This window comes from Streptomyces flavusporus (genome assembly GCF_046267975.1).
GTDB classification, from domain to species: Bacteria; Actinomycetota; Actinomycetes; order Streptomycetales; family Streptomycetaceae; genus Streptomyces; species Streptomyces flavusporus.
In genome coordinates, this window is record NZ_CP176503.1 from 5,844,942 (window position 1) to 5,859,412 (window position 14,471).

Below are 14,471 nucleotides of genomic sequence, written 5' to 3' on the forward strand. Positions count from 1 at the left end.
CGGCCGTCAGCCCTGGTCGGCCTTCCGGCGCCGGAAGACCAGGTAACCGCCGGCGGCGAGCAGCGCGGCCGCGGCGCCGGAGAGCAGACCGACGGGCGCACCGTTACCGGTCTCCGCGAGGTCGCCCTCGCTGCCGCCGCCCTGCGCGGACGGGGCGGAAGAGGCGGCCGGAGCCTGCTCTTCCGCACTGGCGGACGCGGTCGGGGCGGCGCTCGCGCCCGACGTCGGCGAGGGCGAGGGCGAGGCGGACGGCGTCGTACCGCCGCCCTCCTCGGAGTCCTCGCAGTCCGTCCAGAACACCTTGTGCTTGGCCGAGCCGTGCTCGCCGTCGAAGTTCCAGAACAGCTTGTAGTGTCCGTCGGGCAGCGACATGTCCTCCGTACGGCCGTGACCGTCGGCGTCGAGGGTGAGGGCGCCGGCCGTCACCGTCTCGCCCTTGGTGGCGGCGGTCGGGGCCCAGGCCTCGATGTGCCAGTCGATCTGCTGGCCGGCGTCGAAGCCGAAGGCGTCCAGGTAGAACGTGCAGACGTGCGGTTCGTTCTTGCGGAGCTCCTCGCCGGTGGTGGCGTCGTGGATCTTGACGGTGCCGTTGTCGCCCGGGGCGGTCGCGTGGGCGACGGCCGGGGAGACGAGCAGGGCGGCCGCGGCGACGGCGGACAGGGCGCCGGCGCGAGTGAGGGTACGCATGGGGCAGTCCATCTTCGAGAAACCAATGGGGAAGATGTGGAGGGGGCGGCTCATCCTCCAGCCCGGCCCGCCGACGGAACAAGCACGAACAGGCAACGCTCAGACTCTTCACAGATGTGGAGATCGGCGTTGCCGGCTCAGATCACCAGAAAAGCCGCCGTGATCAGCGCGAACCCCGATCCGGCCATGACCCACGCCGCCCACGTCCGCCCCAGCCCGCCCGCGACCACCACCGACGCGAGCAGCAGCGCCCCGCCCAACGGCACCCAGGAGTAGAGGATCCCGGCGGGACCGGACCGGACGACCTCGCTGCTGCCGGGTTTCATCACGACGGTGTACGTCTCGCCGTCCGCCACGGCGGCCGAGTTCTCGATCACGACCCGCTCCCGGGCCTGCGACCCCGCGGAGATCGGCGTGTAGGGCCCGGTGCAGGTGTCCGCACCGCACCCCGTCACCTCGATGGTCCCGCTCTCCCGCCCCTTGGTGAGCATCACGTACTGGGCGGAACTCCAGGACGCCCACACCCCCGCGATCAGGATCAGCGCGGCGACGACCCCCATCGCCGCGAGCCGCCCGAACCGCAGCACCGTGAACGCGCCCTGAGTGGAGACGACGGCAGTAGGCATGGCCGCGATCCTTGGCCATCGCCTTGCCCAAAGTCAATCTCGGCCGGACGGGAACCAGGGACAGGGGAGTCCAACGTTCCTGAGGTGAAGGGGAGATGGGATCCGGGCAGCACGAGGTTGACCGCCAGGAGCCGACCGTCAGGAGTTGTACGTCCCCTGCGCCCGCTCCAGCCCCTCGATCACCAGACACTCCACCGCATCCGCCGCCCGGTCCACGAAATAGTCCAGCTCCTTGCGCTCCCCGGACGAGAAATCCTTCAACACAAAATCCGCGACCTGCTGACGACCCGGAGGACGCCCGATCCCGAACCGCACCCGGTGATAGTCCGACCCCATCACCTTCGTCATCGACTTCAGACCGTTGTGCCCGTTGTCGCCACCCCCCAGCTTCAACCGCAACGTCCCGTAATCGATGTCCAGCTCGTCATGCACCGCCACGACATTCGCCACCGGCACCTTGTAGAAATCACGCAGCGCGTTCACCGGACCACCCGACAGGTTCATGTACGACATCGGCTTCGCCAGAATCACCCGACGACTCGCCGGCCCCGGCGGACCGATCCGGCCCTCCACAACCTGCGCCTGCGCCTTCCCCGCCCGCTTGAACCTGCCCCCGACCCGCTCCGCCAGCAGATCAGCCACCATGAACCCCACGTTGTGCCGGTTCATGGCGTACTCCAGACCGGGATTCCCCAGCCCCACGATCAGCCAGGGCGCGCCCGCATCGGTCGTCACGTTCATATCTCCTTGATACGCGCCAGCCGCTGCCCCCACAGGGAACAGCGGCTGACAAAACGAGAAAAGTGAGGATCAGGCCTCGGCAGACGCCTCCGCGCCCTCACCCGCGGCGGCCTCCTCGCCCTCCGGAGCCTCCTCGGCCTGCGCGGCCAGCACCTGCAGGACAACCGCGTCCTCGTCGACGGCCAGCGTCACACCGTTCGGCAGGGTGATGTCCTTGGCGTGGATGGAGGCACCGGCCTCCAGACCCTCCACGGACACCGTGACGGCCTCGGGGATGTGGGTGGCCTCGGCCTCGACCGGCAGCGCGTTCAGCACATGCTCCAGCAGGTTGCCGCCCGGAGCCAGCTCGCCCTCGGTCTGCACCGGGATCTCGACGTTGACCTTCTCGCCACGCTTCACCAGCAGCAGGTCGACGTGCTCCAGGAAACCCTTCAGCGGGTCACGCTGCACCGACTTCGGAATCGCCAGCTCGTTGCTCTTGCCGTCGATGTCCAGCGAGATCAGAACGTTCGGCGTACGCAGCGCCAGCAGCAGGTCGTGACCCGGGAGGGTCAGGTGCACAGGCTGCGCGCCGTGGCCGTACAGAACGACGGGAACCTTGTTGTCGCGGCGGATACGGCGGGCGGCACCCTTGCCGAACTCCTTGCGCGTCTCGGCGGTGAGCTTCACCTCGGACATGATCACTCCTCGTAGAGGTCAGAAACGGACGGGGTCACCCGGCCACGAACGGCCTGCTACGAAGAGCGCGTCGATAACGGACCGCCGTACCCCGTCCCAGAACGGACCACGGCCTCCCTCGCCGAGCAACTGCAACAGAGTACTCGCCGAGGAAGGCCGTAGTGAAATTGATCAGACGTGAGAGGTCTACTGCTCGTCGAACAGGCTCGTCACCGAACCGTCCTCGAACACCTCACGCACCGCACTCGCGATCGTCGGCGCGATCGACAGCACCGTGATCTTGTCCAGATCCCCGCTCAACTCACCCGGCGTGGGCAGCGTGTTCGTGAACACGAACTCGCTCACCCGGGAGTTCTTCAGCCGGTCCGCCGCCGGACCCGACAGCACACCGTGCGTCGCGGTCACGATCACGTCCTCAGCACCATGCGCGAACAACGCGTCAGCCGCCGCGCAAATCGTGCCACCGGTGTCGATCATGTCGTCCACCAGCACACAGACCCGGCCCCGAACCTCACCGACCACCTCATGAACCGTCACCTGGTTCGCGACGTCCTTGTCACGCCGCTTGTGCACGATCGCCAACGGCGCGCCGAGACGGTCACACCAACGGTCGGCGACCCGCACACGGCCGGCGTCCGGGGAGACCACCGTCAGCTTCTCCCGGTCCACCTTCGCGCCCACGTAGTCCGCGAGCAGCGGCAGGGCGAACAGATGGTCCACCGGACCGTCGAAAAAGCCCTGAATCTGGTCCGTGTGCAGATCCACCGTCAGGATGCGGTCCGCACCCGCCGTCTTCATCAGATCCGCGATCAGACGCGCCGAGATCGGTTCACGACCCCGGTGCTTCTTGTCCTGCCGCGCGTAACCGTAGAAGGGCACGATGACCGTGATGGAGCGGGCCGACGCACGCTTCAGCGCATCGATCATGATCAACTGCTCCATGATCCACTGGTTGATCGGAGCCGTGTGGCTCTGGATCACAAAGCAGTCCGCACCACGCGCCGACTCCTGGTAACGGACGTAGATCTCACCGTTGGCGAAATCGAAGGCCTTCGTCGGGACAACCCCGACACCCAGCTGGTGGGCGACCTCCTCGGCAAGCTCGGGGTGGGCGCGGCCGGAGAAGAACATCATCTTCTTCTCGCCGGTCGTCTTGATCCCGGTCACAGCACTGTCTCCTCAGAGGTGTCTCAGCTGGGTGTTGACACGACGTCTCAACTGGACGAAAGGCGTCGTCTCAGCTGGTGGGGGTGCGGGTGTGCACTTATCACGGTACGCCGTCCCAGACGCACCTGTTTCCGGTCAGCCCTCACCTTCCGGCTTCCGGGACGCCGCCTCGGCCGCCTTCGCCGACGCACTCCCCGGCCGCTTACGAGCCACCCAACCCTCGATATTCCGCTGCTGACCACGGGCCACAGCCAACGAACCGGGCGGCACATCCTTCGTGATCACGGACCCGGCAGCGGTGTACGCACCGTCCCCGACCGTGACAGGAGCCACAATCATGTTGTCCGCTCCGGTCTTGCAGTGCGACCCGACGGTCGTGTGGTGCTTGCTCTCCCCGTCGTAGTTCACAAACACACTCGCAGCGCCGATGTTCGTGTACTCACCGATCGTCGCGTCACCGACGTACGAGAGATGCGGCACCTTCGTGCCCTCACCGATCGAGGCGTTCTTCGTCTCGACGTACGTACCGATCTTGCCCTTCGCGCCGAGACGGGTACCGGGACGGAGATAGGCGTACGGCCCCACGGACGCGTTCGGCCCCACCTGCGCACCGTCGGCCACGGTGTTGTCCACACGGGCACCGGCATCGACACGCGTGTCCTTGAGCCGGCTGTTCGGCCCCACCTCCGCGCCCTCGCCGAGGTGCGTGGAACCCTGCAACTGGGTGCCCGGGTGGACGACCGCGTCCTGCTCGAAGGTGACGGTGACGTCGATCCAGGTGGTCGCGGGGTCGACGACGGTGACGCCGTCGAGCATGGCGCGGGTGAGGAGCCGGTCGTTGAGAATGCGACGGGCCTCGGCGAGCTGCACGCGGTTGTTGATACCGGCGATCTCACGGTGATCGGCAGCGACGGAGGCACCGACGCGGTGACCGGCCTCACGGAGAATTCCGAGGACGTCGGTCAGGTACTCCTCGCCCTGGCTGTTGTCCGTGCGCACCTTCCCGAGCGCGTCCGCGAGCAACTGCCCGTCGAAGGCGAAGACGCCGGAGTTGATCTCACGGATCGCCCGCTGGGCGTCGGTGGCGTCCTTGTGCTCGACGATCGCCGTCACGGCACCGGACACGTCATCCCGGACGATCCGCCCGTAACCGGTCGCGTCCGGCACCTCGGCGGTCAGCACAGTGACGGCGTTCCCATCCTGCTCATGGGTCGTCGCGAGCTGCTTGAGCGTCTCGCCCGTGAGCAGGGGAGTGTCACCACAGACGACCACGACGGTCCCGTCGACGACACCGCCCAGCTCCTCCAGACCCATCCGGACGGCATGACCGGTGCCGTTCTGCTCCGCCTGGACAGCGGTGCGTACGTCCGGGGAGACCTTCGCGAGATGCTCGGTGACCTTCTCCCGGGCGTGCCCGACGACCACGACAAGGCTCTCCGGCGCCAACTCACCGGCGGCGGCGAGCACATGCCCCACGAGACTGCGGCCGCAGATCTCATGCAGGACCTTCGGTGTGGCCGATTTCATACGGGTGCCCTCACCCGCTGCGAGTACGACGACGGCTGCCGGGCGAATGGCGCTCACGGGATGCCCTTCGGCTGTGGAGGGGGTGTGGACAACCGCAGGATACCGGGGTGTTTCAGGGGGGAGATGGGAGCGGGCCCTGACTGAGCTGTTAGCAGTCAGGGCCCGAACCGAGCATGTGCTCCCGGGGGAGGACTCGAACCCCCATGATCAGAACCAAAATCTGACGTCTTGCCCTTAGACGACCCGGGATTACCGCTATGTCCGATTTCGTAGATCGGGCGCGGTGGCAGCCCCTACTATGCCGTACCACCAGCCCTCGATGCGACGGTACAAGTCAGCTCCGTCCCTCACGTCGATGCGGAGACATCCGTAGTAGTACTCGTCGGTGTTCTTCCTGTTGGTGCTGGGCTTGTGTTTCTTGAGGGTGGTCTTCAGAAGCTCGGCGGTCTTGATGCCGACATGATCCGCCCAGAAGGCCTCTGCCGCTGGCACATCGGCGGTCTCGTGAATCTGTACCGCGAACCTGAGGCTCTCGGGTGCCACGTGGAGGAGGTTCAGCCAGGCCAGGAATACCGTGACCATGTTCGGATCGCTGTTGACGAAAGTGACGCGCTCCCGTCGGCTGTAGGGCTTGCTCTTGGATCCCTCGGCCCAATAGAGGCCCACGCCGATCAGGAAAAGCTCGCGATCTTTCAGCTGGCCCACCTCGGCCATCGCCGCGTGCTTCGTGCGCTGACGCTCCTCCTCGCGCAGCCGCAACTTGGCTTCCCAGCCGCGCTTCGCGATCGCCGAGGCTTCCTCCCGGGTGCGTTGCCGCCGCTCCGGCTTCGGCAGATCTCGTACCCACAGCGAGATCGAGCTCTTGGAGCACCCCAGCTCCACCTGGATCTGGTCGTACGTCCACCCCTGGAGCCGTAGCTCCCTCGCCCTGTCCCTCAGGTCGTCCTTCGCGTTCGGGCGCTTCGTCCATTCAGGGGGCGGCTCGCCCTCGAGGAGCCGGTTGAGGATGTCGTTGTTGTCGACGTGGAGCCGGTCGCGGATCTGGCGTCGGCTGAGTCCCGCCCGCCGCAAGGCGACCGCCTGTTCCCGCAGTCCCTCGAAGTCCGCGTACTTGCCATATGAATGTGCCATGTGCATACCGTCCGGCCGGAATGCGTCGTTCCGGGGTCGAACGGGTGTGGTTCAGCAGTTCGAGGGATACCAGTCGGTTTCGCTGTTATTCGATTACGGAGTGTGGTGTGAGCCGGTCGTTGAAACTCGCCGGAAAAGCGCATGCCCCCGCCCGTAGGCTGGAGGCATGACCACGACGGGGGAAGACGGCAAAGGGGACATCAGGGCCTTGACCGGGCCCTGGTGGTGGGCCAGATGGCGTAGCGCGGTGCTCGACGGGTGCCTCGCTTTGGTGTCCGCGGTGGAGTGTGCGGCCGAGGGGATTCCGTTTGCGCGGGATGCGGGGATTCCGCTGGCTGTGGGTGTGGCGTTCGGTATGGTGGCGGGTTCGACGCTGTTGGTGCGTCGGATGTGGCCGATTGTCGTTGTCCTGGTGTCGGTCGCGATCTCGCCGGCGCAGATGGGTTTTCTGCTGACGGTCGTCGGTCTGTACACGTTGGCCGCGTCGGAGCTGCCGCGTCGGATCATTGCGTCGTTGGCGGGGATGTCGCTGCTGGGGACGTTGGTGGTGACGTTCGTGCGGGCGCAGCAGGACATGACGAATGGCGAGTTGGACATGGGGGACTGGTTCGTCCCCTTCATCTCGATCACCGCGTCTGTCGGTGTGACTGCGCCGCCGTTGTTGCTGGGTTTGTATGTGGGTGCTCGGCGTCGGCTGATGGAAAGTCTTCGGGAGCGGGCGGACAGTCTGGAGCGGGAGCTTCAGTTGCTTGCGGAGCGGGCGGAGGAGCGGGCCGAGTGGGCGCGTAATGAGGAGCGGACGCGGATTGCGCGGGACATGCATGACGTGGTGGCGCATCGGGTGAGTTTGATGGTGGTGCATGCGGCGGCGCTGCAGGCGGTGGCTCGGAAGGATCCCGAGAAGGCGGTGAAGAACGCGGCGCTGGTGGGGGACATGGGGCGGCAGGCGTTGACCGAGTTGCGGGAGATGCTGGGGGTGCTGCGCAGTGGGGATGGTGCGGGGGTGGCGCGGGAGCGTGCGGAGGCGGTGCCGTTGGCGGCGGTGAGGGTTGCGGCGGCTGCGGCGGCTTCGCGTGCGGCGGATGAGGGGGGCGGTTCCGCGGAGGGGCCGTGTCTGTCGGAGTTGGATGAGTTGATCGGGCAGTCGGCGGCTGCGGGGATGATGGTCGATCTGTCGGTGGAGGGGGAGGTGCGGTCGTATGCGCCGGAGGTCGAGCGGACCGCGTATCGCGTGGTGCAGGAGGCGTTGACGAACGTGCACAAGCACGCGGCGGGGGCGAAGACGTATGTGAGGTTGGCGCATCGGGTGTCGGAGATCGCGATGCAGGTGGAGAACGAGGCGCCGTCGGAGGTGTCGTCGGCGCGGTTGCCGTCCGGGGGGAACGGGCTGGTGGGGATGAAGGAGCGGGTTTCGGCGTTGGGTGGGGTGTTTGTGTCGGGGCCGACGGATGCGGGTGGTTTTCGGGTGTCGGCGGTGATTCCGGCGTCGTAGGCCTGTCGTGGGCCGTGGGTGTCAGCCTGCCGTGAGGCGTACGGGTTCTGTGCCGGAGATGAGGCCGGTGAGGGCTTGGTCGATGGTGGGGCCGAGGTACCAGTCGCCGGTGTGGTCGAGGGCGTAGATGCGGCCTTCGGTGTCGATGGCGAGGATGGTCTGGGTGTCGGGTTCGGCGCCGAGGGGGCTGACGTCGGTGTCGAGGGCGCGGCCGAGGTCGGCGAGGGTGCGGGCCATGTGGAGGCCGTGCAGGGGGTCGAGGTGGAGGGTTGCGGGGGCGATCTGGCGGCCGGGTCCGGTGGGGGTGAGGTGGAGGCTGCCGAATTCGGCCCAGGCTTCGACGGCGGCGGGGAAGACCGCGTGGCGGTGGCCGGCGGGTGAGGTGTGTTCGCGGAGGGTGTCGGCCCAGATTTCGGCTTGTTTGATGTCCCAGCGCCCGGGTTGCCAGCCGGCGGCGCGCAGGGCGGCGTCGACGGGTACGGCGAAGCGTGTGGTGGAGGTGCGGTCGGTGTGCATCTGCCCTCTATCTTGCGTTTGTTCGGGGTGGGAGTCAGGCGTCGGTCGCTGTGGGGTCGACGATGCGGACGCCGAAGTGGGCGCTGAGGGCGGTGCAGGCGCGGCAGGGGGTGGCGAAGCTGCCGTGGAGGGGGTCGCCGTCTTCGCGGATGCGGCGGGCGGTGAGTTTGGCCTGTTTGAGGGCTTTGCGAGCTTCGCCGTTGGTCATGGGTTTGCGGGCGGCGCGTTTGCTGCGGGCGGCGTCGGCGTTGGCGATGTGCCGGGAGATGAGGATGGTTTCGGCGCAGCGGCCGGTGAAGCGGTCGCGTTGGGCGCTGGTGAGGGTGTCGAGGAAGTCCTGTACGAGTGGGTGGAGGGTGGGGGGCTGGTCGCCGCGGGCGGCGGTGCCGGTGAGGGTGGCGCCGCGGACGGAGAGGGCGGCGGCGACGGTGGGGAGTATGCCGTCGCGGCGGTGGCGGAGGGTGGGTGCCTGGTGGGTTTCGGTGGCGCTCCAGCCGATGCGGGGGTCGCCGGATGTGCTGGTGTGTGGTCCCGTTTGCGTCGTGTTCATGATCGTATTTCCCCTCCCGTGCATCCCCCCGGCGGACACAGAGTGCCAAATGCCGTGGCTGGTGCGGAAGCTGGGGCGCTGCGACACGCCCGTGTTCGGGCTGGCTGTCACGGGAGGGTGACGGCTGGTCACGGTGGGCGGAGGGTGGGTTTCCGGTGCTGTGACCGGCGCCGGTGACCGGTTTCGTCGTACCGCATAGGCTGTCGGCACCGCGATGCGCGCGGTCAACGCGTTGGAGAGACAGTCGATACGGGGCGTAGTGGGCCTTAGGGGTTGCTACGGGTCGTACCAGAGTGCCGCAGGGGGCTACCGCCATGACGACAGGTCGGCTCGGGCAGCAAGCCGCGCCGCCGAACGCGGCCTATGCCGGGCAGGTCGTGCATTTCCCGGATCCGGTTCGGGCGGCCCGTCATCCGAGAGGGGTGCGGGTGGATGAGCACGGTTACCCGGACTTCTCGCCCTATGCGCGTGCGGCGGCGGAGATTGCGGAGCCGCCGGAGGGTTTCGGCGTGGACGAGTTGCGGTTGACGGACTATGTGTCGGCGAACGCGGCGCTTGCGGCTTCGGGGCATGAGTTGTGGGACACGGTGCCGTCGGTGGCGACGCCGCACGGCTGGACGTGGCATCACGTGGTGGGGTCGCGGCGGCTGGAGCTGGTGCCGGTCGAGGTGAAGGCGTTGCTGCGGCACCACGGCGGTATTGCGACGGCGGCGGTGGACCAGAACAAGCGGGGGACGCGGCCGTTGCAGGAGACGCGGCCCGCGCATTTCGGGTTGCCGAAGTCGGGCGTGGCGGTGAGTGAGTCGCAGGTGCTGGGGGTCGAGGAGGACCTGGGGTATCGGCTGCCGGGTGCGTACCGGTCGTTTTTGAAGGCGGCGGGCGGGTGTGCGCCGGTGGGGACGGCGTTGGACGCGGAGTTGGGGCTGCTGATCGATCAGCCGTTCTTCACGGTGCGGGACGAGGCGGCGGTCAATGACCTTGTGTATGTGAACAAGTGTCTGCGCGACCATCTGACCAAGGATTATCTGGGTGTTGGGTTTGTGCAGGGCGGGTTGCTGGCCGTGAAGGTGAAGGGTGACCGGATCGGGTCGGTGTGGTTCTGCGCGTACGACGATGCGCGGGATGTGGATCCTGCGGTGCCGCCGGCGGAGCGGGTGGAGCGGTTGTTGTTGCCGTGCGGTGAGGATTTCGACGCGTTCTTGGCGCGGTTGGCGGGTTCTCCACCGGAGTTGGAGACCGTGGCGAATCTGATGGTGGACGGTGGGTTCGCGCATGTGGTGCCCGTCTCTTCGGCCGTGACTGCCGTGGGGGAGTGAGCTGGCGATGGTGACGTTCGCGCAGGCGCAGGAGCGCGCGGAAGAGTGGATCAACGGGGATGTGCCGTCGTACCAGCATCGTGAGGTGCGGGTGCGGGAGTTCGGGCTCGGGTTCGTGGTGTGGGCCGAGGACCGTGCGGACGGGCCGCGTTCGGACGGGGGTGCGCAGCGGCTGGTGATCGCGCGGGACAGCGGTGAGGCGACGCTGTGGCCGTCGCTGCCGGTGGGTGAGGTGATCCGCCGGTACGAGGAGGAGTACGGGGGGCGTGCGGCCGCGGCCGCGGATGCGGCGCCGGCTGCTGCGGCTCGGGTGGATCTGAATCAGACGTCGTTCTTGCTGAGTCCGCCGGAGTGGTTGCAGGAGGCGGCGGACAAGTTGGGGATTCCGGAGCGGCGGGCTGGTGCGGGTGCCGGTTCCGTTGGTGGTTCCGGCTCGGGTTCCGGTGCTGGTTCTGGGTCCGGTGCCGGTGGGGTCGGCGCGGCTGGTAGTGGTACGGCGTGGCCGGCGGCCGGCGCCGGTAGTGACAGTGAGGCGGGCGCGGGGGCGCGTGCTGAGGCGGCCGGGGTGCCGGGTGCGCCTGCGGGGGCGACTCCGTGGGCCGGGACGGACACCAGCGCGGATGCGGGTGAGGACCGTTCCGTGCCGTTGCCGGAGACGGTTTTCGCGCCGCCGTTGAGTGACGCGGACGTTGACGAGACGCCGCCCCCGGCGGCGCCGGACGCGAAGACGGCGCTGATGTCGGGCGGCAGCCAGCTGCCGCCGACGGCGGTCGCACCGGCCCTCGACGGTGCACAGGCGCCGGGCGCGCAGGGTTCGCAGGGGGCGGGTGCGCCGGTCGGAGTCCCGCAGGGCAGCACGCCGCCGCCGGGGCCGGGTGCGTCGACTTACGGGTATCCGCAGGGGTCGGGTGCGGCAGGGGTTCCGGGGACGCCGCCGCCGGGGCCGGGTGCGCCGCCTCCAGGGCCGTCGACTTACGGGTATCCGCAGGGTTCGGGTGCGGGGGCTGGTCCGGGGACGCCGCCTCCGACGCCGGGAGCGGGTACGCCGGCGCCGGGTGGTACACCGGCGTACGGGTATCCGCAGGCGCCGGGCGCGCCACAGCCGCCGGCCGCTCCGGGTGGGTTGGCCGGGCAGCCGCTCGCGCCGAGCGCCGGGGACATCGCCGATGCCGCGACGAGCAAGGCGGCGCCTCCGCCACGCCGTGCGCGGGGCGGCGGCGTGACTCCTCCGCCTCCGCCGGGGGCGCCCGGTATTCCGGGTGCGCGGCCTGGGAGCACGCCTCCGCCGCCGGGTACGCCGGGAGCCCCGGGTAGGCCGGGTGGGCCCGGTGCGCCGGCGGGTGGGTATGTGCCGACGCAGCTCGTGTCGGCGATCGGGCCTGACGGTCCTGAGGTGCCTGGGGGTCCGGGCGCGCCGCAGCCGCCGGGTACCCCGACTCCTCCGGGTACCCCCACTCCGCCTGGGGCTCCCCATCCGCCCGGGGCTCCGGGTGCGCCGGGCGGCACGCCTCCCGGTGGTGTCCACCACGCCGCCACGGTGCTGGCCGACCCCGCTCAGATGGGCCCGGGTGGAGGCGCGCCGCAGCCTCCGGGCGCCCCTGGTGCGCCGGGCGCGCCGCAGCCGCCCGGCGTCCCGGGTACACCGCAGCCCCCCGGCGCGCAGGGCTCCGCAGGCGGCGCGCGAGGTGCCGTGCACCACGCGGAGACCGTGCTGGCCGCGCCCCCGGTCGGCGGCCCCGGTGCACCCCCGCCGCCAGCTCCCGGCGCACCCGGCGTTCCAGGCGCTCCCGGCATGCCCCCCGGCGTCCCGCACCCGATGCCCCCGGCACCGGGTGCGGTCCCGCCGCCCCCCGGTCAGCCCATGCCCGGTGTGCCTGGCCACCCCGCACCCGGCCAGCCCATGCCCGGTGTGCCTGGCCACCCCGCACCCGGCCACCCCGCACCCGGCCAGCAGCCGCCGGCGTACGGCTACCCGCAGCCGGGCGGTCAGCCGACCGTGGGCCCCGGTTATCAGGCCGTGCTGCGCTACCGCGCGCAGGACGGCTCCGAGCAGCAGCTGATCCGGCGTTCCGCGCCGGGTACGCCGCACCCGGAGTGGCAGATCTTCCACGAGCTGCGGGCGATGAACGTGCCGCCGGACCAGGTGCTCGAGCTGCACACCGAGTTGGAGTCGTGTGAGCTGCCGGGTGCGTACTGTGCGCGGATGATCCGGGAGCAGTGGCCGCAGGCGCGGATCACGAGCATTGCTCCGTACGGTACGGATCACGCGAGCCGGCAGCAGGGCGTGCAGCAACTCCTCGCCCATCAGGGTGAGTTGCACCAGGTTGCGGACGGCCCCGCGCGGCCGGCCCCGGTGCGGGCGCCGCTTGTGCCGGTGCAGCCGGCGCCGCCGGTTCCGCCGGAGGGTGTGGCGCAGGAGCTGGCGGGGGCGTTCGGGCCGGGGGTGTTCCGGTTCGAGCAGGCGGCGGTGTCCCGGCAGGGGGTGCCGCCGGTCGTGGCGCAGACGCTGGTGATGGCGGGGCTGCCGCTGGACATGGGGCCGTTCTTCTGGGCGCAGGCCCAGCCGGGGCGGCCGGTGCCGACGCTGGCGGAGCTGGCTGCCGAGCGCGGGGTGCAGCCGGCGTCGGACGCGGGTTCGTACCTGGTGATGGGCAGCGATTTCGGCAAGGCGATCTGTGTGCAGTACGGCACGGCGAACATCGTGGCGGTGCCGGTGGAGGCCGGGCCGGGTGGTGTGCCGGTGCCGCCGCAGTTCGTGAACACCGGGCTGCCGGAGTTCGTGCGCTGTCTGGCGCTGCTCGGGCGGATGTGGCGGCTGCGGTTCGGGCTGAACCAGGAGCAGGCGGGCCGTTGGACCGTCGACTTCCAGGCCCAGTTGGCCTCACTCGATCCAGCGGCGCTGGGTTCGCCGGAGAGCTGGTGGTCGGTGCTGCTGGAGCAGATGTGGGACGGCTTGCTGTGACCCTGGGGTGACGGCAGGACGTGTGAAAGGGCCGGGCCCGGTCGTGTGACCGGGCCCGGCCCTTTGTTTACGTACCTTGTGCGCGGAGTGTCGCGTTATGAACGCTTCCGTCTGATCCATCAAGATATGCGCGACATGGACGTCCTTCAAGGGGTTCGAGGGGTTCTGGAATGAGCAGCGCATCGGTGTCGTCGCATGGCTTCGTGACCGTCCGGGGGCGCGGTTATCGCCCCGAGCAGGTCGACGCGTACGCCTTCGCGCTCTCCGTGGATCGCGACGCCGCCTGGGAACGTGCGGCCCGCCTCACCGTGCTCGCCCGGGAGATGGAGGCGGAGGTGGAGCGGCTGCGGGAGGCGGTCGAGCAGCTCCCTCCGCAGACGTACGAGGCGCTCGGGGAGCGCGCCCGGCTCCTTTTTCAGCTCGCGGAGGAGGAGGCGGCGGTCCTGCGTGAGGAGGCGCGGCGCGAGGCGGACGAGTGTGTTGCGGATGCCGAGTCGCGCGCCCTGGACGTGCGCCGGACCGCGCAGGAAGAGGCCGATGCGCTGCGCGCGGATGCCGAGGAACGCGCCCGTCAGCGATTGCTCACGGCGCAGGCCGAGGCCGATGAGCTCCGGGTCACCGCCCGGCGTGAGGTGAAGGAGAGCCGTAAGGAGGCCGTGGCCGCGTTGCGCGAGGTGCGGCAGCGCACGGCGGCGATGCTGGCCGAGCAGGAGAAGGAGCACGCCCGGCGGTGGGCGTCCGCCGAGCAGGAGGCCGAGGACAGGACGGCCGCGCTGGATGCGCACTTCGCCGAACGGATGGCCCGCGCCGAGGCCGCGCTGTCCGAGGCGGAACAGGACCGGGCCGCCGCCGCGGAGTCCGACCGGCACTGGCAGGAGCAGGCCCAGGCCCGGGCCGACGAAGTTCTCGCGGAGGCCCGGGCCGAGGAGGACCGGATCGAGCGGGAGACGGAGGGGGTGCTGCGGGAGCACGGGGAGCAGTGGGACAAGGTGCAGGCGCACATGGACTACGTACGCAGCAGTCTCGCCAAGCTGATGGGGAACCGTGCGCAGGCGGAGTGACGTGGGGGCCGGCCGGT

The 14,471-nt window shown here is 69.6% G+C and carries 13 protein-coding genes and 1 tRNA gene; 4 read left to right on the plus strand and 10 right to left on the minus strand.

All coding sequences use genetic code 11. The annotated features are described in order from the left end of the window. Positions 1-6 precede the first annotated feature (6 nt). From ACKTSN_RS27725 to ACKTSN_RS27760, 8 genes are all read right to left on the minus strand, one after another. Positions 7-687 (minus strand): LPXTG cell wall anchor domain-containing protein, encoded by a 681-nt coding sequence (locus ACKTSN_RS27725; RefSeq protein WP_409471594.1) that lies wholly within the window; start codon positions 685-687, stop codon positions 7-9. A 137-nt stretch (positions 688-824) separates the two neighbouring features. Next, entirely contained in the window at positions 825-1,313 is a 489-nt protein-coding gene (locus ACKTSN_RS27730) for a hypothetical protein (RefSeq protein ID WP_409471595.1), read from the minus strand. Positions 1,314-1,451: 138 nt separating this feature from the next. Then, complete coding sequence (gene pth / locus ACKTSN_RS27735) at positions 1,452-2,054, minus strand: aminoacyl-tRNA hydrolase (RefSeq protein WP_409471596.1); 603 nt, start codon at positions 2,052-2,054, stop codon at positions 1,452-1,454. A 69-nt stretch (positions 2,055-2,123) separates the two neighbouring features. After that, the gene (locus ACKTSN_RS27740) at positions 2,124-2,732 is read right to left on the minus strand and encodes a 50S ribosomal protein L25/general stress protein Ctc (protein ID WP_409471597.1); all 609 of its coding nucleotides are present in this window, start codon (positions 2,730-2,732) and stop codon (positions 2,124-2,126) included. A 186-nt stretch (positions 2,733-2,918) separates the two neighbouring features. Beyond that, positions 2,919-3,899, minus strand: coding sequence for a ribose-phosphate diphosphokinase (locus ACKTSN_RS27745; RefSeq protein WP_129799914.1), 981 nt, complete (start codon positions 3,897-3,899; stop codon positions 2,919-2,921). Between the two features lie 135 nt (positions 3,900-4,034). Then, the gene (gene glmU / locus ACKTSN_RS27750; RefSeq protein WP_409471598.1) at positions 4,035-5,483 is read right to left on the minus strand and encodes a bifunctional UDP-N-acetylglucosamine diphosphorylase/glucosamine-1-phosphate N-acetyltransferase GlmU; all 1,449 of its coding nucleotides are present in this window, start codon (positions 5,481-5,483) and stop codon (positions 4,035-4,037) included. A 121-nt stretch (positions 5,484-5,604) separates the two neighbouring features. Next, positions 5,605-5,675 (minus strand) — tRNA-Gln (locus tag ACKTSN_RS27755). Between the two features lie 6 nt (positions 5,676-5,681). After that, the gene (locus ACKTSN_RS27760) at positions 5,682-6,557 is read right to left on the minus strand and encodes a hypothetical protein (protein ID WP_409471599.1); all 876 of its coding nucleotides are present in this window, start codon (positions 6,555-6,557) and stop codon (positions 5,682-5,684) included. Between the two features lie 166 nt (positions 6,558-6,723). Here ACKTSN_RS27760 and ACKTSN_RS27765 point away from each other — a divergent pair, with 166 nt between their 5' ends. Next, on the plus strand, positions 6,724-8,049 hold the full coding sequence (locus ACKTSN_RS27765; protein WP_409471600.1) for a sensor histidine kinase: 1,326 nt from the start codon (positions 6,724-6,726) through the stop codon (positions 8,047-8,049). A gap of 21 nt (positions 8,050-8,070) precedes the next feature. On the opposite strand, the gene ACKTSN_RS27770 is transcribed toward ACKTSN_RS27765, so the two are convergent. Beyond that, entirely contained in the window at positions 8,071-8,565 is a 495-nt protein-coding gene (locus ACKTSN_RS27770; RefSeq protein ID WP_409471601.1) for an SUKH-3 domain-containing protein, read from the minus strand. A gap of 34 nt (positions 8,566-8,599) precedes the next feature. After that, complete coding sequence (locus ACKTSN_RS27775; protein ID WP_409471602.1) at positions 8,600-9,115, minus strand: YwqJ-related putative deaminase; 516 nt, start codon at positions 9,113-9,115, stop codon at positions 8,600-8,602. 314 nt (positions 9,116-9,429) lie between these two features. On the opposite strand from ACKTSN_RS27775, the gene ACKTSN_RS27780 reads away from it, so the two are divergent. From ACKTSN_RS27780 to ACKTSN_RS27790, 3 genes are all read left to right on the plus strand, one after another. Beyond that, the gene (locus ACKTSN_RS27780) at positions 9,430-10,431 is read left to right on the plus strand and encodes an SMI1/KNR4 family protein (RefSeq protein WP_409471603.1); all 1,002 of its coding nucleotides are present in this window, start codon (positions 9,430-9,432) and stop codon (positions 10,429-10,431) included. A gap of 7 nt (positions 10,432-10,438) precedes the next feature. Then, a complete protein-coding gene (locus ACKTSN_RS27785; protein ID WP_409471604.1) occupies positions 10,439-13,393 on the plus strand; it encodes an SUKH-4 family immunity protein in 2,955 nt (984 codons plus the stop codon). Between the two features lie 170 nt (positions 13,394-13,563). After that, entirely contained in the window at positions 13,564-14,454 is an 891-nt protein-coding gene (locus ACKTSN_RS27790) for a cellulose-binding protein (RefSeq protein WP_409471605.1), read from the plus strand. Positions 14,455-14,471: the final 17 nt, after the last annotated feature.

Excerpts from the sequence above, each read along its gene's own strand:
- ACKTSN_RS27775 (WP_409471602.1), bottom strand. The coding sequence starts at position 9,115 with ATGAACACGACGCAAACGGGACCACACACCAGCACATCCGGCGACCCC.
- ACKTSN_RS27785 (WP_409471604.1), top strand. The coding sequence starts at position 10,439 with ATGGTGACGTTCGCGCAGGCGCAGGAGCGCGCGGAAGAGTGGATCAAC.
- ACKTSN_RS27765 (WP_409471600.1), top strand. The coding sequence starts at position 6,724 with ATGACCACGACGGGGGAAGACGGCAAAGGGGACATCAGGGCCTTGACC.
- ACKTSN_RS27760 (WP_409471599.1), bottom strand. The coding sequence starts at position 6,557 with ATGGCACATTCATATGGCAAGTACGCGGACTTCGAGGGACTGCGGGAA.
- ACKTSN_RS27770 (WP_409471601.1), bottom strand. The coding sequence starts at position 8,565 with ATGCACACCGACCGCACCTCCACCACACGCTTCGCCGTACCCGTCGAC.
- pth (WP_409471596.1), bottom strand. The coding sequence starts at position 2,054 with ATGAACGTGACGACCGATGCGGGCGCGCCCTGGCTGATCGTGGGGCTG.
- ACKTSN_RS27730 (WP_409471595.1), bottom strand. The coding sequence starts at position 1,313 with ATGCCTACTGCCGTCGTCTCCACTCAGGGCGCGTTCACGGTGCTGCGG.
- ACKTSN_RS27790 (WP_409471605.1), top strand. The coding sequence starts at position 13,564 with ATGAGCAGCGCATCGGTGTCGTCGCATGGCTTCGTGACCGTCCGGGGG.
- ACKTSN_RS27725 (WP_409471594.1), bottom strand. The coding sequence starts at position 687 with ATGCGTACCCTCACTCGCGCCGGCGCCCTGTCCGCCGTCGCCGCGGCC.
- ACKTSN_RS27740 (WP_409471597.1), bottom strand. The coding sequence starts at position 2,732 with ATGTCCGAGGTGAAGCTCACCGCCGAGACGCGCAAGGAGTTCGGCAAG.
- ACKTSN_RS27780 (WP_409471603.1), top strand. The coding sequence starts at position 9,430 with ATGACGACAGGTCGGCTCGGGCAGCAAGCCGCGCCGCCGAACGCGGCC.